Here is a 22,825-nt window from a genome sequence, read left to right as displayed (position 1 = left end):
CCGAGATGGCGACCCGGATAATGCCATCGCAGATTGGGAAATGAATGATGACAGCTCCGGAGCTGCCGCCGTCCAAGCTTGCGGACAATTTCTTTCTGGCCCGCCAGCCCATCCTTAACCGGGGGCAGCGGCTGGTCGGCTACGAATTGCTGTTTCGGGACGCGCACACCAACAATGCCGCCAACATCACCGACCAGGCCGCGGCGACGGCCACCGTGATCGCCCACGCGGCCGAGCTGGGCATGGGCCACGTGGTCGGCGACCAGATGGCCTTCGTCAACGTCGACGGCGTCGGCTTGATGAGCGATTTCATCCGCTTCCTGCCCAACGACAAAGTCATCCTCGAAATCCTCGAAACCGTCAAAGCCACGCCGGACGTGCTCGACCGCATCCGCGAGCTCAAGCAGGCCGGCTTCCGCTTCGCGCTCGACGACGTCGTCGGCGCGTCCGAGGACGTGCAAAAGTTGCGGTCGCTGTGCGACGTCATCAAGGTCGACATCCAGGACATGCAGCCCGGCACCTTGCCGGCGCTGGCGCGCGTGCTCAAAAATCCCAGGCAAAAGCTGCTGGCCGAAAAGGTGGAGACGGTCGAGGAGTTCCGCCAGTGCATGGATCTGGGCTTCGAATATTTCCAGGGATATTATTTCGCCCGCCCGGTGATCTTGAGCGGCAAGAAGATCTCGCCGTCGCAGCGCAGCGTGCTGCACCTGCTGGAACTGCTCGACGCCGACGCCAGCAGCCACGAGATCGAAAGCAGCGTCAAGCATGACGCCCTGATCACGTTGAACCTGCTGCGGCTGGTGAACACGCCGGCGGTCGGCACCCGTTACCGCATCAACTCGGTGGGGCACGCGCTGATGGTGCTGGGCCGGCGCCAGCTCAAGCGCTGGCTGCAGATCCTGCTGTACGTGAAGGGCGCGGGCGCGCAGGAATTCACCTCGCCGCTGCTGCAACTGGCGACCACGCGCGGCAAGACGATCGAGTTGCTGGTCGAGCACCTGCGGCCGGGGCAGCGGGTCAGCGCCGACATCGGGTTCACGGTCGGCGTGATGTCGCTGATGGACACCTTGTTCTCGATCCAGATGCGCGACGTGCTCGACAGCGTGAACGTGCTCGACGAGGTGAGGGCGGCGCTGTTGCATCGCAGCGGCGATTACGGCGGCATGCTCAGTTTGATCGAACACATCGAGCGCGGGCGCGACAGCCAGGTGTTGGCGCAGATGCTGAGCCAGATGTCGCTCAGGCCGGCGGACCTATACGCGATCCAGTTGGCCGCCATCGAATGGGTGACGGAATACACGCGCGGCTTTTAACGGCGGTGCCGGGGTCAAGTCTGGCATTCGGACACGGGCTGATCACTAGACCCCTTGGCATTGTTGATCGGCCTGGATGAGGTCTTGTGGCCGCAACTGGTGCTGACGACATTGTTTTGGCTGGTTGTCGTGGTGATCGGCAGGTTGGCGTGGCTGCGCCGGGGCAGGGCGATGCAGCGTGACAGCTGAGGTCGTGTCCAAATGTCAGACTTGACCCCCGCTGGTTTTGGTTGGCGTGGCTGCGCCGGGGCAGGGCGATGCAGCGTGACAGCTGAGGTCGTGTCCGAATGTCAGACTTGACCCCCGCTGGTTTTTATTGCGCGAGCAGCAGGAACACTGTCGGTTTCTTGTGGAAATCCGGGGCTTTGGCGCTTTTCCATTGCGCCGCAGTCATCGTGCGGATCGTTTCCGAGGCCAGGCTCAGATCCGTCGCCACGCACACCAACGTCGACGGCGCGCATGCGGCCACCAGCGCCTCCAGCATCGCGGCGTTGCGGTACGGCGTTTCGATAAACAGCTGCGTTTGCTTTTCCTTGCGCGAGCGCGTCTCCAGTTCCTTGATGCGCGTGGCGCGCTGCGCGGCGTCGGTCGGCAGATAGCCGTTGAAGGCGAAGCTCTGACCGTTGAGGCCGCTCGCCATCACCGCCAGCAGCAGCGACGACGGCCCCACCAGCGGGCGCACCGGGATGTTGTGCTGATGCGCCAGCCGCACCAGGTCGGCGCCGGGGTCGGCCACCGCCGGCACGCCGGCCTCCGACACCAGCCCGCCATCGCTGCCCGCCAGCAGCGGCGCCAGCAGGCCGGCCAGCGCGGCCGCCGGCGTGTTGACGTTCAGTTCGGCGATGGTGATCTCCTGCAGCGGCTTGGCCAGCGCATGGTTGGCGTTGACCAGCTTGAGGAAGGCGCGCGCGGTCTTGGCGTTCTCCGCCACGAAATAGTCGAGCTGCGAGGTGATCTGCTGTACCTGCTCGGGCAGGACGGAGGCGAGCGCTTCGGTCTCGCCCAGGGTGTTCGGTATTAAAAAGAGGGTGCCGGGCATATGAATCTACTTGATGTTGAAAAAGGAAACGCCTATCTTGCGCAGCATGCCTGTCAGCGCGATCAAAGGCAAGCCGGTGAGGGCGGTCGGGTCGCCGCTGTCGATGCGTTCGAGGATGGCGATGCCCAGCGCTTCGTTCTTGGCGCTGCCGGCGCAGTCGTACGGCTGTTCGATGCGCAGGTAGGCGTCCAGCTCGGCATCGGGCAGGTCGCGGAACTTGACGATGGTGCGGATGTCCTCGACCTGCGCGGCGGCGGCCTGGTTCGCGGCGCGGCCGTCCCACACGCACAGCGCGGTGTGGAACACCACTTCGCGCCCGCGCATCGTCTGCAGCTGGGCCAGCGCGTTGGCGTGGTCGCCCGGTTTGCCGATCTGTTCGCCGTCCAATGTGGCGACCTGGTCGGAGCCGATGACGATGCAGCCGGGCAGCCTGGCCGCCACGGCGGCCGCTTTTTCCCGCGCCAGCCGCAGCGCCGTGGCACTCGGCGTTTCGCCGGCCAGCGGCGACTCGTCGATGTCGGGCACGGCCACTTCGAACGGCAGTTGCAGCCGTGCTAATAATTCCTTCCGATAGGCCGAACTGGAGGCCAAAACGAGCCGTTGTGCGGGGATTTGAGCGGTTGCGCTTGATGTCATAGGGGGAATGTTATATGCTCTGTCGCCGGCTTGAACAGCGACGGAAAAAGACGAAAAACAGGAAAAAGCCGCGCAGGCTTTGACTTGATGCCGAAAACCCTGTTATTATCGCAGGTTTTCCGGGGAATTTTCTGTAATGAATGCTATTGTCATCGACGCTTTTGAGTTCTGTCGGAGCAACGGCAGCCAGCAAGGCGTGACGCCTGTTGCCGAAATGACCCGCCTGACCAAGGATTGTGCCGATACCTCGGGCACCATCACCTGGAAGGTCGCAGGAGGCACCGGCAAGATGGGCTTCCCGCAGTTGACGCTGTCGGTCGCCGGCACCGTGCAATTGGTCTGCCAGCGCTGCCTGACCCCCTACGCGCACACCATCGATTCGTCGACGTTGTTGATGCTGGGTAAGGACGATCAGCAGGCCGATGAAATCGAAGAAATGATCGACGACGAGACGATCGACGTGATCGTCGGCAGCCGCACCATGACGGTGGCGGACCTGGTGGAAGACGAAGCGCTGCTGGCCCTGCCGCATACGCCGAAACATGATGTCTGCCCCGACTCCGCGCTGCTGGACAAGGCAAAAAGCGAGAAGATCTCGCCGTTCGACGCCCTCAAGGGCCTCAAATCCGAATAAGCAGCAAAACCGCAAGACCGAATATGTAGTACGGAAAGTACGTGCCACGCACGTGTTGTAGTCGAGTATGGCAAGTCAGTAGGGCAATGTAGTAAATCTCAGTTTAACTATGCCGGTTCCGTTTTGCCGGCAGGATACTCGATTCGCATGTATTTGCTGGTCGAATGTGTTAAAATTTTAGAACTTATGTATTAGGAGTCATTAACATGGCCGTTCAACAGAACAAGAAGTCCCCTTCGAAGCGCGGTATGCACCGTTCGCACGATTTCCTGGTAGCTCCACAACTGGGTATCGAGCCAACCACCGGTGAAACCCACCTGCGTCACCACATCAGCCCTAACGGCTTTTATCGTGGCCGTAAAGTCCTGAAAACCAAAAACGACGAGTAATCGACGCTTTTGCTGGACCCGGAATAGGCGGTGCTGTCTTATGAAGCATCGCTTTTTCTTTTTTCATCGGCTGCAATCCTCTTTTGCACACCGTCATTTTGAAACGCGTAGACCTGGGTTTCAGTGGTCCGCCGCTTGCCGCAGCTTGCCCAGACAAGGGCTGGAGCGTGGTACTGAATCAAAACAATGACAATCAAAATTTCTATCGACTGCATGGGCGGAGATCACGGTCCATCGGTCACCATCCCCGCAGCTATATCCTTCGTCAAACGCGAACCCGAGGCTGAACTGATACTGGTCGGTTTGGAAGACGTCATCCGCGCAGAATTGAAAAAACATCACGCCGAAGCGCATCCGCGCCTGACCGTCGTGCATGCATCCGAACAAGTCACGATGGACGATCCGCTGGAAGTGGCCTTGCGCCGCAAGAAGGATTCGTCGATGCGCGTGGCCATCGAGCAGGTCAAGGGCGGCAGCGCCCAGGCTTGCGTCTCGGCCGGCAACACCGGCGCGCTGATGGCCGTGGCCCGCTACGTGCTCAAGACCATGACCGGCGTCGACCGTCCGGCCATCTGCAGCATCATGCCGAACCAAAAGGGCGGGCCGACCTACATGCTCGACTTGGGCGCCAACGTCGACTGCGAACCGCATCACCTGCACCAGTTCGCCATCATGGGGTCGGTGCTGGTCTCCGCCATGGAAAACATCGAGCGCCCGACCCTGGGCCTGCTCAACGTCGGCACCGAGGACATCAAGGGCAACGACGTCGTCAAGGCCACCAGCAAGCTGCTGCAGGCCGACCACGAGCGCGGCGCGTTGAACTTCTACGGCAACGTCGAAGGCAACGACATCTTCAAGGGCACCACCGATATCGTCGTCTGCGACGGCTTCGTCGGCAACGTCACCTTGAAGGCGGTGGAGGGCGTGGCGCGCTTCTTCGCCGACACCGTCAAGACCGAATTCAAACGCAATCCGCTGACGATGCTGAGCGCCCTGATCGGCGGCGGCGCGTTGAAAGCCATCAAGAACCGGCTGTCGCCGTCGCGCTATAACGGCGCCAGCCTGCTCGGTTTGCGCGGGCTGGTGTTCAAAAGCCACGGCGGCGCCGACGCATATTCTTTTGAATGGGCGATCAAGCGGGCGTATGATGCTGCAAAAAATGATGTGTTGCCGCACATTTCGACGTTAATCGCCGAACTCATGCCACGCAACACGGAAACCCCGGAAGTACCAAGCTCAACTATTTAGTGGATGGTAGACGGCATGACTTTGTACAGCAAAATTATCGGCACCGGCAGCTATCTGCCTGAGCGGCGTGTCACCAACCAGGATCTGACCGATCAACTCGCCGCCAAGGGCATCGAAACCTCGGACGAATGGATCGTCAGCCGCAGCGGCATCTCGGCGCGCCACTTCGCCGAGCCGGGCGAGAAGTCGTCCGACCTGGCCGTCAAGGCCGCCCAGCGCGCGCTCGACATGGCCGGCTTGCAAGCCAACGATATCGACCTGATCGTGCTGGCCAGCTCGACCCCCGATTTCTTCGGCAGCTTCCCGAGCACCGCCTGCGTCGTCCAGCAAAAGCTGGGCATCACCAACAACGGCGCCGCCGTCGACGTGCAGGCCGTTTGCAGCGGCTTCGTCTACGCCATGTCGACCGCCGACGCCTTCATCCGCGCCGGCATGAACAAGAACGTGCTGGTGATCGGCTCGGAAGTGTTCTCGCGCATCCTCGATTTCAACGACCGCACCACCTGCGTGCTGTTCGGCGACGGCGCCGGCGCCGTGGTGCTGACCGCGTCGCAAGAGCCGGGCATCCTGGCGACCGCGCTGCACGCGGACGGCCGCCATTCCGGCATCCTGTGCATGCCCGATTCGTTCGGCGGCGCCGTGGCCGGCGAGGCTTACCTGTACATGGACGGCCCGGCGGTGTTCAAGCTGGCGGTGTCGGTGCTGGAGAAGGTGGCGCACGAGGCGCTGGAGAAAGCCAATATGGCGCAAGACCAGATCGACTGGCTGATTCCGCACCAGGCCAACATCCGCATCATGAACAGCACCGCCAAGAAGCTCGGGCTGCCGCTGGAGAAGATGGTGGTCACCGTCGACCAGCACGGCAACACGTCGGCGGCGTCGATTCCGCTTGCGCTGGACGCCGCCGTGCGCGACGGCCGCGTCAAGAAGGGCCACAACATCATGATGGAAGGCGTCGGCGGCGGCTTCACCTGGGGCGCCGTGCTGGCCCGCATCACCGACGACCTGGGCGCCCGCTAAGGCCCGGGGCTGCTGTTGCGCGTGAATTAGAATTAGAACTCTAACGGGCTCCACGGTAGCGGCGCGGTCGTCATCGCGTGCTAGCGTAGCGGCCAATTAGCGAGATCAATCAATCGGATGGATGACGTAATGACTAAATTTGCTTTTGTATTTCCAGGCCAGGGTTCGCAGGCGATCGCGATGATGGACGGCTTCGCCGGCAACCCGGTGGTGGCGCAGACCATCGCCGAGGCGTCGGACGCGCTCAACTTCGACCTGGGCAAGCTGATGGCCGAAGGTCCCAAGGAAGAGCTGGACCTGACCACCAACACGCAGCCGGTCATGCTGACCGCCGCCGTCGCCACCTACCGCGCGTGGATCGCCGCCGGCGGGCCGGTGCCGTCCATCGTCGCCGGCCACAGCCTCGGTGAGTACTCGGCGCTGGTCGCCGCCGGCGTGATCGCCTTCAAGGACGCGGTGCCGCTGGTGCGCTTCCGCGCGCAAGCGATGCAGGAAGCCGTGCCGGTCGGGCAGGGCACGATGGCCGTGGTGCTGGGCCTGTCGGACGACGACGTGCGCGCCGCCTGCGCCGAGGCGGTCGCCGCCACGCCGGGTTCGGTGGTCGAGGCGGTCAACTTCAACGCGCCGGCCCAGGTGGTCATCGCCGGCGAAACCGCCGCCGTCGAGCGCGCCTGCGAAATCGCCAAGGCCAAGGGCGCCAAGCGCGCCATGAAGCTGCCGGTGTCGGCGCCATTCCACTCGTCGCTGCTCAAGCCGGCGTCGGACCGGCTGCGCGACTACATGGCCGAGCTGAACTTCTCGGCGCCGCAAATCGCGCTGATCAACAACGTCGACGTCGCCGTGCTCAACGATCCGGCCGCCATCAAGGACGCGCTGGTGCGCCAGGCCGCCGCGCCGGTGCGCTGGGTCGAGACGATGCAGCAAGTCGCCGCCGAGGGCATCACCCAGGTGGTCGAGTGCGGCCCCGGCAAGGTGCTGATGGGCTTGACCAAGCGCATCGACGCCACGCTGCTGGGCGACGCCATCACCGACCAGGCGTCGCTGGACCGTATTTTGACCTCGCTCAAGTAGGCGGCAGAGGCAAATCAAAGAACTTCAGGCACACTCGTTATTTACGTAGAAGGACAACCATGAATTTAGCAAATCAAGTCGCGCTGGTCACCGGCGCGTCGCGCGGGATCGGCAAGGCCATCGCGCAAGAACTGGCCCGCCAGGGCGCGCGCGTGATCGGCACCGCCACCACCGAGGCGGGCGCCGAGGCGATCAGCGCCTACCTGGCCGAGTTCGGCGCCGAGGCGGGCAAGGGCATGGTCCTGAACGTCACCGACGCCGCGCGCTGCGCGGCCGTCATCGACGAGATCGGCAAAACCTTCGGCGCCGTCGGCATCCTGGTCAACAACGCCGGCATCACGCAGGACCAGCTGGCCATGCGCATGAAGGACGAGGAATGGGACAGCGTCATCGCCACCAACCTCAGTTCGGTCGGCCGTTTGTCGCGCGCGGTACTGCGCGGCATGATGAAAGCGAAGACTGGGCGTATTATTAACATCACTTCGGTGGTGGCGTCGTCGGGCAATCCGGGCCAGATGAACTATGCCGCCGCCAAGGCCGGCGTCGAGGGCATGGGCCGCGCGCTGGCGCGCGAGATCGGCAGCCGCAATATCACCGTCAACAGTGTGGCGCCGGGCTTCATCGACACCGACATGACCAAGGCCCTGGGCGAAGAGCAACACGCGGCGCTGCTGACGCAGATTCCGCTGGCGCGCCTGGGCAAGCCGGAGGATATCGCCGCGGCGGTGGCCTTCCTGGCGTCGCCGCAAGCGGCCTATATCACCGGTACCACCTTGCACGTGAACGGCGGTATGTATATGAATTGACGGTTTTCGGCGTGAATAAAGCGCCGATTCCCGTCTTTTACCAGTGATTTCGAAAGAGTTTGCAGTAAATTAGCGGCAGACATCGAAATTAGTTTTTCAGTGCGCAAACCTGATAAAATGCGCGCTTTCCGTAACAAACAAATGGAGCCATAACATGTCGGATATCGAACAACGCGTTAAGAAAATCGTCGCTGAGCAACTGGGCGTCGCCGAAGCAGACATCAAGATCGAATCCTCGTTCGTCGACGACCTGGGCGCTGACTCGCTGGACACCGTCGAGCTGGTGATGGCCCTGGAAGACGAATTCGAAATGGAAATCCCTGACGAACAGGCAGAAAAGATCACGACCGTTCAGCAAGCGATCGACTACGCTACTGCACACGTCAAGGCCTGATTTACCGCCCGATCGACTTTAGGAGAATCGCTTGAGAGGTTCTAAAAACCGTCGTGTTGTCATTACCGGCCTGGGCGCCGTTTCCCCGATCGGCAACAACGTTGCCGACACGTGGGCGGCGGCGCTGGAAGGCAAATCCGGTATTGCCACCATCACCAAGTTTGACGCGCAAGCTTTCAGTACCCGTTTTGCCGGTGAAGTCAAAGGCTTCAACATCGAGGACTACATCTCGGCCAAGGAAGCCCGCCATATGGATACATTCATCCATTACGGCATGGCGGCCGGCATCCAGGCCGTGCAGGATTCCGGCGTGGTCGTGACCGAAGAGAACGCCGATCGCATCGGCGTCATCATCGGTTCCGGCATCGGCGGCCTGCCGATGATCGAAGAGCAGAAGGAAGACTACGACAAGCGCGGTCCGCGCCGTATCTCGCCGTTCTTCGTGCCGGCCTCGATCATCAACATGATCTCCGGCAACCTGTCGATCAAGTATGGCATGCGTGGCCCTAACCTGTCGATCGTGACGGCCTGCACCACCGGCCTGCACTGCATCGGCGCCGCCGCTCGGCTGATCGAGTACGGCGATGCCGACGTGATGGTGGCCGGCGGCGCGGAATCGACCATTTCGCCGCTGGGCCTGGGCGGTTTCGCCTCGGCCAAGGCGCTGTCGTCGCGCAACGACGATCCGGCCACCGCGTCGCGCCCATGGGACGCGGACCGCGACGGTTTCGTGCTCGGCGAGGGCGCCGGCGTGATGGTGCTCGAAGAGTACGAGCACGCCAAGGCGCGCGGCGCGACGATCTACGCCGAACTGCACGGCTTTGGCATGAGCGCCGACGCGTATCACATGACCTCGCCGTTGGAAGACGGCGCCGGCGGCAGCAAGTCGGCGCAAGCGGCGTTGCGCAACGCCGGTGTCAATCCCGACCAGGTGCAGTACGTGAACGCGCACGGCACCTCGACGCCGCAGGGCGACGTGGCCGAGGTGCAGGGCATCAAGCGCACCTTCGGCGAGCACGCCAAAAAGCTGGTGGTCAACTCGACCAAGTCGTTGACCGGCCACCTGCTGGGCGGCGCCGGCGGTCTGGAAGCGGTGTTTACGGTGCTGGCGGTCCACCATCAGGTGTCGCCGCCGACCATCAACATCTTCAACCAGGACCCCGCCTGCGACCTGGACTTCTGCGCCAATGTCGCCCGTCCGATGAAGATCGAGTACGCGCTGAAGAACTCGTTCGGCTTCGGCGGCACCAACGGCAGCCTGCTGTTCGGTAAAATGTAAAAAAGTTTGACTTCGCGTTGAACTAAATCCGGGCTCACCTGGTCCAACCAAAGTGAGCGAGGATTCGGCGCTGGCATTCGCCAGCGCCAGAATTGCCCAGCCTTGCGCTGGCGCTTCCAAGCTGTGTTGTTTCCCCCTATTTTTTGTGTACGCGTTTTGTGGTGCTGCCGTCATGTCGATTGCGGTGTCCGTCATCGTTCGCCCCTCGGCTGGCCTGCGTCTTTTGCATGCCGGGCTGTGTAGTTGCGTGACGATGTCGGGCGCCGTTTGTCCGGGCGTGCTGGCGCCGCTACTGTGTGTGTTGGCCGGCGTGTTCGGCTGGGTGATGGGGCGTCCCTGCGGTTTCGCGCTGCAGCTTGATATATCCGGTGTCGGCAGGTTGCGGCTGGCGGTATACCAAGAACCAGGGACGGTCCTGCGCCTGCTGGACGGGTCGACCTTGTGGCCGCGCATCCTGTTGTTGCGCCTGGGTGGCGACGACGGCAGGGTGCGGTGGGTGCTGGTGCTGCCCGACGGTGTCACGCGGCCCGAGCTGCGTGCGCTGTCGCTGGCGTGCCGTTCCGTTGCTGGACGCACTGAAATAAAAACGCCAACACTGTGAACTTCTTGCAGCGGGCTAACTCTATAGCATATATGACTATACGATTTGGCGATGCTGCAGGCCACTGAGGAATGCAGGAGTGACGACAGAACGTGAGTGTGACCAGATGCTGGTCGACCGGGTCCGGACCGGTGACAAGCAGGCGTTTGACATGCTGGTGGCGAAGTATCAACGCCGCCTGATGCGCTTGCTGTCGCGTATCGTGCACGACCCGGCCGAGGCCGAAGATGTGGTACAAGAGACGTTTATCAAGGCGTACCGGGCGCTGCGGCATTTTCGCGGCGACTCCGCCTTCTACACGTGGCTGTACCGCATCGGCATCAATACCGCCAAGAACTTCCTGGCGACGCAGGGCCGCCGCACGCCCACGTCGACCGAAGCGGACGCGGAACAAGCGGAAGCCTTTAACGATGGAGAGCATTTACGAGACATTAATACGCCGGAATCCATGCTGGCAAGCAAGCAGATCGCGCAGACGGTCAATGCGGCGATGGATGCCCTGCCTGTGGACTTGCGGACCGCGATCGCGTTGCGCGAGATCGAGGGATTGAGCTATGAGGAGATTTCAGACATCATGGCCTGTCCCATCGGCACCGTCCGCAGTCGCATATTCCGTGCCCGCGAAGTCATCGCTGAAAAATTGAAGCCTTTACTGGACATGCCGATTGACAAGCGCTGGTAAGGCAGTAATGATGGCAATTGTTGTTGGCGTCCGGAAAGTGTCGACTAGGCGGCACTTAGGTGGACGTGTTTTAAGATGGCGGGATACGCGATGGATACCCAGAAAAGACTGCACGAAAACATCTCGGCGCTGGCCGATGGTGAACTGCCGCACAGCGAACGGGAGCTGGCATTCGCCGCCCTCGACACTGCGGACGGGCAGGCGGCCTGGCGCGCTTACCACCTGATCGGCGACGCGCTGCGCGACGAGGCCGACGGCATCCTCAGCGACGGCTTCGGCGCGGCGCTGGCGCAGCGTCTGGACGCCGAGCCGGCCCACGAACTGTCCCCGTTCACGCCCGGCGCCGGCGATCCGGCCGCGCCGCCGTTCGACGCGCCGCCGCCGGAGGACTTCCCCGAGTCCCGGGCCGACGTGATCTTGCCCTAGCGCCGCCGTAACGCCGCCGTAACGCCGCCGTAATTCTGCCTTAAGCCAGCGGCCTTCACATACTCTTATAATAACTTTGCGCAAGCTGGCGGGCGACTTTTCGCTTACCATGTATGCTAACCACCCATGACGCCTGGCGCCACGGGTGGTTAAACGCATCCAAGAACTTTATAGAGACCGATACTTTCCATGAAAAACAATTTCACTGCTGGTGGTAAAACTCTTTCCGCGCTGCTGGTCGGCGCAAGCGTATGGATGTCTCCGGCCCTGCTGGGCATGGCGCCCGCGACGGCGGCCGCGCCGGTCACCGGCGCCGTGCTCGGCTTGCCCGATTTCGCCGATCTGGTCGACAAGGTTGGCCCGGCGGTGGTCAATATCCGCACCACCGAAGTGGTGAAGCAGGGCGGCCGCGGCGAGGAGCTGGGCGACGAGGAAATGCAGGAGTTCCTGCGCCGCTTCTTCGGCGGCGCCATTCCGCAGCCCGGCCCCGGCGGCAAGGCCACGCCACCGGGCCGGGGCAACCCGCGCGGACGCCGCCAGGCGCCGGAAGAGCCGGTCCAGCGCGGCGTCGGCTCCGGCTTCATCCTGTCGGCCGACGGCTATGTGATGACCAACGCCCACGTGGTCGAGGGCGCCGACGAGGTGTTCGTCACGTTGACCGACAAGCGCGAGTTCAAGGCCAAGGTGCTGGGCGCCGACGCCCGCACCGACGTCGCCGTGCTCAAGATCGAAGGCGACAAGCTGCCGTTCCTGATCATGGGCGACTCCGACAAGATCCGCGTCGGCGAATGGGTGATCGCCATCGGCTCGCCGTTCAACCTGGAAAACACCGTCACCGCCGGCATCATCTCGGCCAAGCAGCGCGACACCGGCGACTACCTGGCGCTGATCCAGAGCGACGTCGCCGTCAATCCCGGCAACTCGGGCGGTCCGCTGATCAATATGCGCGGCGAGGTGATCGGCATCAACTCGCAGATCGCCACCTTGTCCGGCGCCTACAACGGCATCTCGTTCGCGGTGCCGATCGACGAGGCGATCCGCGTCTCCGAGCAATTGAAGAAATCGGGCAAGGTCACGCGCGGCCGCATCGGCGTGCAGATCGGCGAAGTGAGCAAGGAAGTGGCCGAATCGCTGGGCTTGAAGAACGCGCAGGGCGCCGAGGTGTCGCTGGTCGAGCCGGGCGGTCCCGCCGACAAGGCCGGCATCAAGTCGGGCGACATCATCCTGAAATTCAACGGCGCGCCGGTGACCCGCTCGTCGGACCTGCCGCGTCTGGTGGGCGGCACCGCCATCAACAGCAAGGCGACCGTGACCGTGTGGCGCAAGGGCCAGCAGATCGACCTGCCGGTGGTGGTGGCCGAGCTGGAGCCGGAGAAGGGCGCCAAGGCGTCCAAAGGCAAAGGCAAGGGTGAGCAGGCCCAGCCTGAAGCGCAGGGCAAGCCCAACGCGCTGGGCCTGGTCGTCAGCGATTTGACGGCCGACCAGAAGAAGACGCTGGGCGTCGGCGGCGGCGTGGCGGTCGAGTCGGCCGAAGGGGTGGCGTCGCGCCTGCAGGAGGGCGACATCGTGCTGCAGCTGAATAACAGCGAGATCAAGGACGCCAAGCAGTTCAACGCGCTGGTGGCCAAGCTCGATCCGAAGAAACCGTCGGTGCTGCTGGTGCGCCGCGGCGAGGCGACGCAGTTTATTTCGTTGCGCCCGAGTTCGACCGCGAAAGAGAAGTAATCGCTGAATGACCCGTACCCCGGCGGCCTGGGGTGCGGGTGCCTCCGATCACCATGCACTTCACGCTATATTCCCGTGGCTACTGCCACCTGTGCCATGACATGCTGGACGCTTTGCTGCGCCTGCAAACCCCGTCGCGCCCGTTCACGGTCGACGTGATCGACATCGACACCTCGGACGACCCCAGCTTGCTGGCCCGCTTCGACGAGCTGGTGCCCGTGCTGTACGCCGATCTGTCCCAACCCGAGCTGTGCCACTACTTCCTCGACCAGCCCCGCGTGCTGGAGTTGCTCAATAAATAAGCAAATCCATGTCGCAGTGCAGAAGTCGGCCTTTCCCCTCTGAAATCCGGTAAAATGCGGGGTTAGCTACATTAGGCGCTCGCCAGGGCATTCCCGCCCCGCTCGGAGCGCTTTTTTTGTATTGCGCACAGGATGACACTCCCACGCGCGCCCGTCGTCTCACCCCCGTTTTTGAATATTTGTTAATGAACAACATACGCAATTTTTCCATCATCGCCCACATCGACCACGGTAAATCGACCCTGGCAGACCGCATCATTCAACTGTGCGGCGGCTTGTCCGACCGCGAGATGGAGGCGCAGGTGCTCGATTCGATGGATCTGGAGCGCGAACGCGGCATCACGATCAAGGCGCAAACCGCCGCCCTGCAATACAAGGCGCGCGACGGCGTGGTCTACAACCTGAACCTGATCGACACCCCCGGCCACGTCGACTTCTCGTATGAAGTGTCGCGCTCGCTGTCGGCGTGCGAAGGCGCGCTGCTGGTGGTCGACGCCTCGCAAGGCGTGGAAGCGCAGACCGTGGCCAACTGCTACACCGCGCTCGACCTGGGCGTCGAAGTGGTGCCGGTGCTTAACAAGATCGACTTGCCGAACGCCGATCCGCCGACCGCCATCGCCGAAATCGAAGACGTCATCGGCATCGAAGCGGGCGACGCCGTCCATTGCTCGGCCAAGACCGGCCTCGGCGTCGAGGACGTGCTCGAATCGATCATCGCCAAGGTGCCGCCGCCGAAGGGCGACCCGGACGCGCCGCTGCAGGCGCTGATCGTCGACTCGTGGTACGACCCGTACGTTGGCGTCGTCATGCTGGTGCGCGTGATCAACGGCACCCTGAAACCGAAAGACAAGATCAAACTGATGGCGACCGACTCGCTGCAGCTGGTCGAGGACGTCGGCATCTTCGCGCCGCGCTCGGTCTCGTTGCCGCAGCTGTCGGCCGGCCAGGTGGGCTTCATCATCGCCGGCATCAAGGAATTGAAGGCCGCCAAGGTGGGCGACACCGTCACCCTGGCCAACCGTCCGGCCGCCGCGCCGCTGCCGGGCTTCAAGGAAGTGCAGCCGCAGGTGTTCGCCGGCCTGTTCCCGGTCGAGGCCAACCAGTACGACGCGCTGCGCGACTCGCTGGAAAAATTGAAACTGAACGACGCCGCGCTGATGTACGAGCCGGAAGTGTCGCAGGCGCTGGGCTTCGGCTTCCGCTGCGGCTTCCTCGGCCTGCTGCACATGGAGATCGTCCAGGAGCGCCTGGAGCGCGAATTCGACATGGACCTGATCACCACGGCGCCGACCGTGGTGTACGAGGTCGTCATGCGCGACAACAGCATCCTGAAGGTGGACAATCCATCGAAGATGCCGGAGCCGACCAAGATCAACGAGATCCGCGAACCGATCGTCACGGTCAACCTGTACATGCCGCAAGAATACGTCGGCTCGGTGATCACCTTGTGCATCGGCAAGCGCGGCGTGCAGATGGACATGGCCTACCACGGCCGCCAGGTCAAGCTGGTGTACGAGATGCCGATGGGCGAGATCGTGCTCGACTTCTTCGACAAGCTGAAGTCGACCTCGCGCGGCTACGCCTCGATGGACTACGAGTTCAAGGAATACCGCGCCTCCGACGTCGTCAAGGTCGACATGCTGATCAACGGCGAAAAGGTCGATGCGCTGGCGATCATCGTGCACCGCTCCAACTCGGCCTACCGCGGCCGCCAGGTGGCCGCCAAGATGCGCGAACTGATTCCGCGCCAGATGTTCGACGTGGCGATCCAGGCCGCCATCGGTGTCAACGTGATCTCGCGTGAAAACGTCAAGGCATTGCGCAAGAACGTGCTGGCCAAGTGCTACGGCGGCGACATCAGCCGGAAGAAGAAGCTGCTCGAGAAGCAAAAAGCCGGTAAAAAACGCATGAAACAAGTGGGCTCGGTCGAGATTCCACAAGAGGCATTCCTGGCAATCTTACAAGTGGACGATAAATGAGCCTGCAAGTAATCTTAGGTAACTTCGCATTAATCCTGTTCGTGCTGATGGTGATCACGGGCGTGATCTGGTTCCTCGACGTGTTCTACCTGGCCAAGCAGCGCCGCGCCGCCGCCAACCGCGCGCTGGCCGAGTACGACGCGCGCAACGCCAAGCTGACCGCCGACGGCATCAAGGTCGACAACACCGGCAACCGCGCCGCGATCGAGGCCGGCATCCTGCGCCAGCCGGTGTGGATCGAGTATTCGGGCAGCTTCTTCCCGGTCATCGCGCTGGTGTTCTTCCTGCGCTCGTTCCTGTACGAGCCATTCAAGATCCCGTCGTCGTCGATGGTGCCGACCCTGCTGGTGGGCGATTTGATCCTGGTAAACAAGTTCACCTACGGCATCCGCTTGCCGGTGCTCAACCAGAAGGTCATCCAGATCAACGACCCGCAACGCGGCGACGTGATGGTGTTCAAATATCCGCGCGACATGAGCCAGGATTACATCAAGCGCGTCGTCGGCGTGCCGGGTGATAAGATCACGTATGCCAACAAGCGCTTGACCGTCAACGGCGTGGAAATCAAGTACACCGCGCTCGACGACTACCTGGACGACGAGCGTTTGGTGTACAACAAGCAATATCAGGAAGGCTTGACCGGCGTCACCCACCGCATTCTGAATAACGAACGCGCGCCGACGTTGAATCCGGCCGAAGTGCAGCAGTTCCCGTTCAAGGACGAGTCGTGCACCTACACCTACGACAGCTTCACGTGCGTGGTTCCGAAAGGGAACTACTTCATGATGGGTGATAATCGCGACAACAGCCTCGACAGCCGTTACTGGGGCTTCGTTCCTGACAAGAACATTGTCGGAAAAGCATTCTTTGTCTGGATGAACCTGGGTAATCTGCGCCGCATCGGCAGCATCCAGTAAGTGGACACCAGGTTGTCGAACGCGGGGCGGACCGAAAGGGACTAACATGCAATCAGTTCTTCAACACAGGCAACGCGGCATTTCACTGGTGGGACTGATCGTGGTGCTGGCCGCGCTGGGTTTCATCGGCGTGCTGGGGCTGAAGATCGTGCCCACCTACACCGAATACCGGGCGATCCAGAACGCCATCGTCACCGCCAAGTCCATCGGCGGCAATTCGGTGGTCGAGATCCAGAAGGCGTTCGACGCCAGCGCCACGACCGGGTACATCAGCTCGATCAACAGCCGCGATCTGGTCATCGGCAAGGAAAACGGCGAGATGGAAGTGAGTTTCGCGTACGAAAAGAAAATCCCGCTGGTCGGACCGGCCAGCCTGCTGCTCGAATACCAGGGCACGACCGCCAAGTCCGGCCTGCCGGCGGCGACGGCGAAAATCGATGAATAAGCCAGCCGATTAATTTAAAGCGTCGAAACGACGTCACACAGAACCGATCAAACAATGAATCTTCAGTTATTGCAAACCCGTTTAGGCTATACGTTCCAGGATGCCGGCCTGCTGCAGCAGGCCTTGACGCATCGTAGCCACAGCAGTTTGCATAACGAGCGGCTGGAGTTCCTCGGCGATTCGATCCTCAACTGCGTGGTGGCGTCGATCCTGTACGAACGGTACGTGGCGATCGACGAGGGCGACCTGTCGCGCCTGCGCGCCAACCTGGTCAAGCAACAGTCGCTGTACGAGATCGCCCAGAAGCTGGAGCTGTCGCAGTTCCTGCGCCTGGGCGAGGGCGAGTTGAAATCGGGCGGCTTCCGGCGTCCATCGATTCTGGCCGACACGCTTGAGGCGCTGTTAGGCGCCATTTTTTTGGATGGCGGCTTCAATCCGGCGCGCGACGTGATCCGCGCCTTCTACATCCCGATCCTCGACACCGTCGATCCGCAAACCCTGGGCAAGGACGCCAAGACCCTGCTGCAGGAATTCCTGCAAAGTAAGAAGATTTCGCTTCCGCTGTACAATGTGGTGGCCACCCATGGCGCCGCGCACAGCCAGGAATTCGAGATCGAATGCCTGGTGCCCAAGCTGGGCATCCAGGTCTACGGACGCGGCGGTAGCCGCCGCGCCGGCGAGCAGGCCGCCGCCAAGCTGGCGCTGGAAGTGGCCGAGCAGGCGTTGCTGAAGACCCCGGCCGCCGGCCGCAAGGCCAAGCCGCGCGCCGCCCAGCTCAAGCTGGCCGGCATCGCGACCGTGCAGGGCGAGGCGGGCGGCGACCAGCCGGCCGCGGCGCCGGCCAAGGCGGCCACCAAGTAATTGCTGGAATAAAGTATTACATAAAGCGCAACACCATACTCTGAAGCGATATAGCATGACTACCGAAACGACCCCCGCCAACTTCCGTTGTGGCTATATCGCCATTGTCGGCCGCCCCAACGTGGGCAAATCGACGTTGATGAACACGCTCATCGGCGCCAAGGTCAGCATCACCTCGCGCAAGGCGCAGACCACGCGCCACCGCATCACCGGCATCCAGACCCATGACGACGCGCAGTTCATCTACGTCGACACGCCGGGCTTCCAGACCCGCCACGCCAACGCGCTCAACAAAACGCTCAACAAGACCGTCACCAACACGCTGATCTCGTCGGATTTGATCCTGTACGTGATCGAGGCGGGCACCTTCGGCCCGGCCGACCAGCAGGTGATGGACTTGCTGCCGTCCGAAGTGCCGGTGATCCTGGTGATCAACAAGGCCGACCGGGTCAAGGACAAGGCGGTGTTGCTGCCGTTCGCCCAGCAGGTGGCAGCCAAGTTCAACTTCGCCGCCATCGTGCCGGTGTCGGCCAAGCTGCGCTTCCAGCTCGACGGCCTGGAAAAAGAGATCAAGAAATTCCTGCCGGAGAACCAGCCGATCTTCGGGCCGGACGACATCACCGACCGCAGCGAGAAATTCCTGGCGTCCGAGATCGTGCGCGAAAAACTGTTCCGCTTCGTCGGCGACGAGCTGCCATACACCAGCACCGTGCTGATCGAGCAATTCGAGCAGGAGGGCGACCTGCGCCGCGTGTTCGCCGCCATCCTGGTCGAGCGCGACACGCACAAGTCCATGATCATCGGTAACAAGGGCGCGCGCCTGAAGGAAGTGTCGACGCAGGCGCGGCTGGACATGGAAAAGCTGTTCGGCGGTCCGGTCTACCTGGAGATCTGGGTCAAGGTCAAATCCGGCTGGGCCGACAACGAAGCGGGTTTGCGCGCCTACGGCTACGAATAAAAGAGGACCGATGTCCAACACCACGCACGACGCCGAGGCTGATGCCGATAGCACGGCCGAACCGCGACAGGCAGCGCCTGGCGCGGAGCGTGGGGTGGTGCCCGTCCCTGTATCGGCGCCGGTGGTCGCCGACCCGGCCGCGCCCACAACTGCCACAACTGACACAACTCCCGCGACGCCCACAGCGCCCACAGCGCCCGCCAAGCGTGCGCGCGCGCCATCGCGCGAGCGCACCTTCGGCACCAAGGTCGCCGGCCAGCCGGCCTTCGTCCTGCACAGCTACCCCTACAAAGAAACCAGCCTGATCATCGACCTGTTCACGCGCGACTTCGGCCGCGTGGCGCTGATCGCCAAGGGCGCCAAGCGGCCGCACTCGCAATTGCGCGGCGTGCTGCAAACCTTCCAGCCGCTGTCGTCGAGCTGGGTCGGCAAATCGGAGCTGCGCACGCTGACCGACGCCGAATGGGTCGGCGGCATGCTGCCGCTGGAGAAAACCGCGCTGCTATGCGGCTTCTACCTCAACGAACTGCTGGTCAAGCTGCTGGCGCGCGACGACGCCCATCCGGCGCTGTTCGACCACTATGTCGCCACCTTGAACCAACTGGCGCACAACGAACCGGCGCCCATCGTCTTGCGAAAGTTCGAACGGGCCTTACTTAAGGAGACGGGGGTCTCGGCCGACCTGTCGCGCTGCACCGCCACGCGCGCGCCGGTGCGGGCCGACGTGGTCTACGTGGTCGATCCGGAGCGCGGTCCGCGTCCCGAGCGCGCGTCCGACCAGTCGCCGCGCGTGGCCGGCAAGACGCTGCTCGACATGGAGCGCGAAGACTACCAGGACGCCGCCACCCAGTCGCAGAGCAAGCAGCTGATGCGCTTCCTGCTGGCGCACCACCTGGGCGGCGCGCCGCTGAACACGCGCCAGATATTGATCGACCTGTCGCAGTTATAGGACAATCCGCAGTTAAAACACCCGCAGCGACAAAAACATAACGGTAAAGACAAATGAGCTACCTGCATCCTTCCGGCACCATCATCGACCTCGGCGTGAACATCGATCACGTCGCCACCTTGCGCAACGCGCGCGGCACCATGTATCCGGACCCGATCCGCGCCGCGCTGCTGGCCGAGCAGGCAGGCGCCGACTGCATCACCTTGCACCTGCGCGAAGACCGCCGCCACATCAAGGACGCCGACGTCATCGCGCTGGCGCCGCAGCTGCTCACCCGCATGAACCTGGAGGCGGCCGTCACGCAGGAGATGATCGATTTCGCCTGCCGCATCAAGCCGGCCGACGTCTGCCTGGTGCCGGAAAAGCGCACCGAGGTCACCACCGAGGGCGGCCTCGATGTCGTCACCCACTTCAACGCCGTGCAGGCGGCCGTCAGGCAGCTGCAGGCCGAGGGCATCCGCGTCAGCCTGTTCATCGACGCCGACGAGGCGCAGATCGCCGCCACGGTGGAAGCGGGCGCGCCGGTCATCGAGCTGCATACCGGCCGCTATGCCGACACCGAGGGCGCCGAGCAGCTGGCCGAGCTGGAAAGGGTGAAGCGCGGCGTGCTGTTTGGCGTCTCCAAGGGGCTGAAGGTCAACGCCGGCCACGGCCTGCACTACACCAACGTACAGGCCATCGCCGCCATTCCGGACATCGCGGAACTGAACATCGGCCACGCCATCGTCGCCCATTCGGTGTTCGTCGGCTGGGAGAACGCCGTGCGCGAAATGAAGGCCATCATGGTCTCGACCCGACTGGGGGCGCGGTGATCTACGGCATCGGCACCGATATCTGCAAAATCCCGCGCATCGAGGAGGCGCTGGCGCGCCACGGCGACCGCTTCGCGAAGAAGATATTGGGCCCGCAGGAGATGGAGAAGTACCTGGCGCGCAAGGCCAAGAACCCGGTGCGCGGCATCCGCTTCGTCGCCACGCGCTTCGCCGCCAAGGAAGCCTTCGCCAAGGCCATCGGCCTCGGTATCCGCATGCCGATGACATGGCCGGCCGCGCAGATGCTCAACGCGCCGAGCGGCAAGCCGATGATCGTGTGCAGCGGCGTACTGAAGGAATTCATGGACAAGAATAAGCTCACGACGCAGGTGACGGTCAGCGACGAGGCGGAATACGCCGTCGCCTTCGTCATCGTCGAGCAGCAGCAATAAGCAGGCCAACTGAGATTCGTAATGACCGACGTCGCACCAACCGCACCAACCTCACCGGCGCCCGACCCGCGCGAACAAGTGCTGGCCACCGTGGCCAAGCTGCCCAACCTGCCGGGCGTGTACCGCTATTTCGACGCCGAGGACAAGGTCCTCTACGTCGGCAAGGCGCGCGACCTGAAAAAACGCGTCTCCAGCTACTTCCAGAAGAACATCGCCAGCCCGCGCATCGCCATGATGGTCGAGCGCATCGCCCGGCTTGAAACCACGGTCACGCACAGCGAGGCCGAGGCGCTGATCCTTGAAAATAACCTGATCAAGGCGCTGGCGCCGCGCTTCAACATCCTGTTCCGCGACGATAAATCGTACCCGTACCTGAAGATCACCGGCGGCGACTCGCCGCGCATGGTCTACTACCGCGGCGCGGTCGACAGGAAAAACCAGTATTTCGGCCCGTTCCCCAGCTCGTGGGCGGTCAAGGAATCGATGCAGATCCTGCAGAAGGTGTTCTTGATCCGCACCTGCGAGGACAGCGTCTACTCGAACCGCACGCGCCCCTGCCTGCTGCACCAGATCGGCCGCTGCAGCGGACCGTGCGTCAATTTGATCAGCAAGGAAGACTACAAGGTCGACGTCGAAAACGCCGCGCGCTTCCTGCGCGGGCGCCAGAGCGAAGTGATGGAGGACCTGGAAAAGAAAATGCACGCCTACGCCGCCGACCTCAAATTCGAGCAGGCCGCGTCGGTGCGCAACCAGATCCAGTCGCTGTCGCGCGTGCTGCACCAGCAAAGCATGGAAACCACCGGCGACGCCGACGTCGACATCATCGCGGTGCTGGTGCAGGGCGGGCGCGCCTGCGTCAACCTGGCGATGGTGCGCGGCGGCCGCCACCTGGGCGACCGCGCCTACTTCCCCAATCATATCGGCGACGCCGCCGCCATCGCCGAGGACCCGATCGAGGTCGAGGTGCTGGCCGCCTTCCTGGTCCAGCACTACACCGAGAAATTCATCCCCGGCACGCTGATCCTGAATATCGAATTCGACCAGCCGGCGCTGATGGTGGCCTTGCAGGAGCAGTGCGGCCACCGCATCAACCTGATTTTCCAGCCGCAGGACCAGCGCCGCAAGTGGCTGGAACTGGCGCAGAAGGGCGCCGAGATTTCGCTGGCGCGCCTGCTGTCGGAGCAGGGCTCGCAGCAGTCGCGCACGCGCGCGCTGGTCGAGGCGCTGGCGCTGGAGCCGGAGGACGTCGACTTGCTGCGCATCGAATGCTTCGACATCTCGCACACCCAGGGCGAGGCGACGCAGGCGTCGTGCGTGGTGTTCCACCACCACCAGATGCAGAACGGCGAATACCGCCGCTACAACATCAACGACATCACCCCCGGCGACGATTACGCGGCGATGCGGCAGGTGCTGTTCCGCCGCTACGAGAAGGTGGCCAACGGCGACGGCGTCATGCCCGACGTGGTGCTGATCGACGGCGGCAAGGGCCAGATCGAGATGGCGCGCCAGGTGTTCGCGGAGCTCGGGCTCGATATCAGCCTGATCGTCGGCGTCGCGAAGGGGGAGGGGCGCCGCGTCGGCCTGGAGACGTTGATGTTCGTCGACGGCCGCGCGCCGCAGGAGCTGGGCAAGGAATCGGCGGCGCTGATGCTGGTGGCGCTGATCCGCGACGAGGCGCACCGCTTCGCCATCACCGGCATGCGCGCCAAGCGCGCCAAGACGCGCCAGACGTCGCGGCTGGAGGAGATCGAAGGCATCGGCGCCAAACGCCGCCAGCGCCTGCTGGCGCGCTTCGGCGGCCTGCGCGGCGTGGTCAACGCCAGCGTCGAGGACCTGAAACAGGTCGAAGGCATCTCCAGCGCGCTGGCCGAGGAAATCTACCGCCAGCTGCACTAGCGGCGTTGCGCAAGGACCGGGCGCCGGCGCCCGGGGCAAACGTGCTGG

Annotated in this window: 26 protein-coding genes; 24 read left to right on the top strand and 2 right to left on the bottom strand. The window is 63.1% G+C overall.

Going from position 1 to position 22,825, the window contains the following annotated elements; genetic code table 11:
* Positions 1–44 precede the first annotated feature (44 nt).
* Together BMX85_RS03580 and BMX85_RS31290 are read left to right on the top strand one after the other, a co-directional pair.
* The gene (locus BMX85_RS03580; RefSeq protein WP_090314293.1) at positions 45–1,313 is read left to right on the top strand and encodes an EAL and HDOD domain-containing protein; all 1,269 of its coding nucleotides are present in this window, start codon (positions 45–47) and stop codon (positions 1,311–1,313) included.
* A 54-nt stretch (positions 1,314–1,367) separates the two neighbouring features.
* Complete coding sequence (locus BMX85_RS31290; protein WP_255372368.1) at positions 1,368–1,502, top strand: hypothetical protein; 135 nt, start codon at positions 1,368–1,370, stop codon at positions 1,500–1,502.
* A 124-nt stretch (positions 1,503–1,626) separates the two neighbouring features.
* On the opposite strand, the gene BMX85_RS03575 is transcribed toward BMX85_RS31290, so the two are convergent.
* Together BMX85_RS03575 and BMX85_RS03570 are read right to left on the bottom strand one after the other, a co-directional pair.
* The gene (locus tag BMX85_RS03575) at positions 1,627–2,352 is read right to left on the bottom strand and encodes an SAM-dependent methyltransferase (protein WP_090314292.1); all 726 of its coding nucleotides are present in this window, start codon (positions 2,350–2,352) and stop codon (positions 1,627–1,629) included.
* A gap of 6 nt (positions 2,353–2,358) precedes the next feature.
* The gene (locus tag BMX85_RS03570; protein ID WP_090314291.1) at positions 2,359–2,988 is read right to left on the bottom strand and encodes a Maf-like protein; all 630 of its coding nucleotides are present in this window, start codon (positions 2,986–2,988) and stop codon (positions 2,359–2,361) included.
* 136 nt (positions 2,989–3,124) lie between these two features.
* Here BMX85_RS03570 and BMX85_RS03565 point away from each other — a divergent pair, with 136 nt between their 5' ends.
* From BMX85_RS03565 to uvrC, 22 genes are all read left to right on the top strand, one after another.
* The gene (locus BMX85_RS03565; RefSeq protein ID WP_090314290.1) at positions 3,125–3,622 is read left to right on the top strand and encodes a YceD family protein; all 498 of its coding nucleotides are present in this window, start codon (positions 3,125–3,127) and stop codon (positions 3,620–3,622) included.
* Between the two features lie 206 nt (positions 3,623–3,828).
* Positions 3,829–4,011 carry a 50S ribosomal protein L32 gene (gene rpmF, locus BMX85_RS03560; RefSeq protein WP_008449924.1) on the top strand — a complete coding sequence of 61 codons (183 nt, stop codon included), beginning with the start codon at positions 3,829–3,831 and terminating at the stop codon, positions 4,009–4,011.
* Positions 4,012–4,197: 186 nt separating this feature from the next.
* On the top strand, positions 4,198–5,259 hold the full coding sequence (gene plsX, locus BMX85_RS03555) for a phosphate acyltransferase PlsX (protein ID WP_090314289.1): 1,062 nt from the start codon (positions 4,198–4,200) through the stop codon (positions 5,257–5,259).
* 15 nt (positions 5,260–5,274) lie between these two features.
* Positions 5,275–6,279, top strand: a complete 1,005-nt coding sequence (locus tag BMX85_RS03550; RefSeq protein WP_090314288.1) for a beta-ketoacyl-ACP synthase III — start codon at positions 5,275–5,277, stop codon at positions 6,277–6,279.
* Between the two features lie 129 nt (positions 6,280–6,408).
* The gene (fabD, locus tag BMX85_RS03545) at positions 6,409–7,350 is read left to right on the top strand and encodes an ACP S-malonyltransferase (RefSeq protein ID WP_090314287.1); all 942 of its coding nucleotides are present in this window, start codon (positions 6,409–6,411) and stop codon (positions 7,348–7,350) included.
* Positions 7,351–7,409: 59 nt separating this feature from the next.
* The gene (gene fabG, locus BMX85_RS03540; protein WP_090314286.1) at positions 7,410–8,156 is read left to right on the top strand and encodes a 3-oxoacyl-ACP reductase FabG; all 747 of its coding nucleotides are present in this window, start codon (positions 7,410–7,412) and stop codon (positions 8,154–8,156) included.
* A gap of 154 nt (positions 8,157–8,310) precedes the next feature.
* Positions 8,311–8,550, top strand: a complete 240-nt coding sequence (gene acpP / locus BMX85_RS03535; RefSeq protein ID WP_008449912.1) for an acyl carrier protein — start codon at positions 8,311–8,313, stop codon at positions 8,548–8,550.
* Between the two features lie 31 nt (positions 8,551–8,581).
* Positions 8,582–9,829: a beta-ketoacyl-ACP synthase II gene (gene fabF, locus BMX85_RS03530; RefSeq protein ID WP_090314285.1), complete on the top strand. Its 1,248-nt coding sequence runs from the start codon at positions 8,582–8,584 to the stop codon at positions 9,827–9,829.
* Positions 9,830–9,881: 52 nt separating this feature from the next.
* Positions 9,882–10,430, top strand: a complete 549-nt coding sequence (locus BMX85_RS03525; protein WP_143067891.1) for a hypothetical protein — start codon at positions 9,882–9,884, stop codon at positions 10,428–10,430.
* A gap of 79 nt (positions 10,431–10,509) precedes the next feature.
* Positions 10,510–11,112, top strand: coding sequence for an RNA polymerase sigma factor RpoE (gene rpoE / locus BMX85_RS03520; RefSeq protein ID WP_090314283.1), 603 nt, complete (start codon positions 10,510–10,512; stop codon positions 11,110–11,112).
* A gap of 90 nt (positions 11,113–11,202) precedes the next feature.
* The gene (locus BMX85_RS03515; protein WP_090314282.1) at positions 11,203–11,538 is read left to right on the top strand and encodes a sigma-E factor negative regulatory protein; all 336 of its coding nucleotides are present in this window, start codon (positions 11,203–11,205) and stop codon (positions 11,536–11,538) included.
* Positions 11,539–11,727: 189 nt separating this feature from the next.
* Positions 11,728–13,263 carry a Do family serine endopeptidase gene (locus BMX85_RS03510; RefSeq protein WP_373923153.1) on the top strand — a complete coding sequence of 512 codons (1,536 nt, stop codon included), beginning with the start codon at positions 11,728–11,730 and terminating at the stop codon, positions 13,261–13,263.
* A gap of 53 nt (positions 13,264–13,316) precedes the next feature.
* A complete protein-coding gene (locus BMX85_RS03505; protein ID WP_090314280.1) occupies positions 13,317–13,565 on the top strand; it encodes a glutaredoxin family protein in 249 nt (82 codons plus the stop codon).
* Positions 13,566–13,750: 185 nt separating this feature from the next.
* Entirely contained in the window at positions 13,751–15,544 is a 1,794-nt protein-coding gene (lepA, locus tag BMX85_RS03500) for a translation elongation factor 4 (RefSeq protein WP_090314279.1), read from the top strand.
* Positions 15,541–16,461 carry a signal peptidase I gene (gene lepB, locus BMX85_RS03495; RefSeq protein ID WP_090314278.1) on the top strand — a complete coding sequence of 307 codons (921 nt, stop codon included), beginning with the start codon at positions 15,541–15,543 and terminating at the stop codon, positions 16,459–16,461. The genes lepA and lepB overlap by 4 nt, the downstream gene beginning before the upstream one ends.
* Before the next feature lie 46 nt (positions 16,462–16,507).
* On the top strand, positions 16,508–16,906 hold the full coding sequence (locus BMX85_RS03490) for a DUF4845 domain-containing protein (RefSeq protein ID WP_090314277.1): 399 nt from the start codon (positions 16,508–16,510) through the stop codon (positions 16,904–16,906).
* Positions 16,907–16,960: 54 nt separating this feature from the next.
* The gene (rnc, locus tag BMX85_RS03485; protein ID WP_090314276.1) at positions 16,961–17,767 is read left to right on the top strand and encodes a ribonuclease III; all 807 of its coding nucleotides are present in this window, start codon (positions 16,961–16,963) and stop codon (positions 17,765–17,767) included.
* Positions 17,768–17,822: 55 nt separating this feature from the next.
* A complete protein-coding gene (gene era, locus BMX85_RS03480; RefSeq protein ID WP_090314275.1) occupies positions 17,823–18,725 on the top strand; it encodes a GTPase Era in 903 nt (300 codons plus the stop codon).
* A 10-nt stretch (positions 18,726–18,735) separates the two neighbouring features.
* Positions 18,736–19,674: a DNA repair protein RecO gene (gene recO, locus BMX85_RS03475; RefSeq protein WP_090314274.1), complete on the top strand. Its 939-nt coding sequence runs from the start codon at positions 18,736–18,738 to the stop codon at positions 19,672–19,674.
* 53 nt (positions 19,675–19,727) lie between these two features.
* Complete coding sequence (pdxJ, locus tag BMX85_RS03470; RefSeq protein ID WP_090314273.1) at positions 19,728–20,486, top strand: pyridoxine 5'-phosphate synthase; 759 nt, start codon at positions 19,728–19,730, stop codon at positions 20,484–20,486.
* Positions 20,483–20,878, top strand: coding sequence for a holo-ACP synthase (gene acpS, locus BMX85_RS03465; protein ID WP_090314272.1), 396 nt, complete (start codon positions 20,483–20,485; stop codon positions 20,876–20,878). The genes pdxJ and acpS overlap by 4 nt, the downstream gene beginning before the upstream one ends.
* Before the next feature lie 21 nt (positions 20,879–20,899).
* A complete protein-coding gene (uvrC, locus tag BMX85_RS03460) occupies positions 20,900–22,777 on the top strand; it encodes an excinuclease ABC subunit UvrC (RefSeq protein ID WP_090314271.1) in 1,878 nt (625 codons plus the stop codon).
* The last annotated feature ends 48 nt before the right edge of the window (positions 22,778–22,825 follow it).

It is taken from the genome of Duganella sp. CF517 (genome assembly GCF_900110275.1).
Classification (GTDB): domain Bacteria; phylum Pseudomonadota; class Gammaproteobacteria; order Burkholderiales; family Burkholderiaceae_D; genus Rugamonas.
Note: the sequence above shows the minus strand (reverse complement) of the source record. Positions and strands in the feature narration are given on the sequence as shown.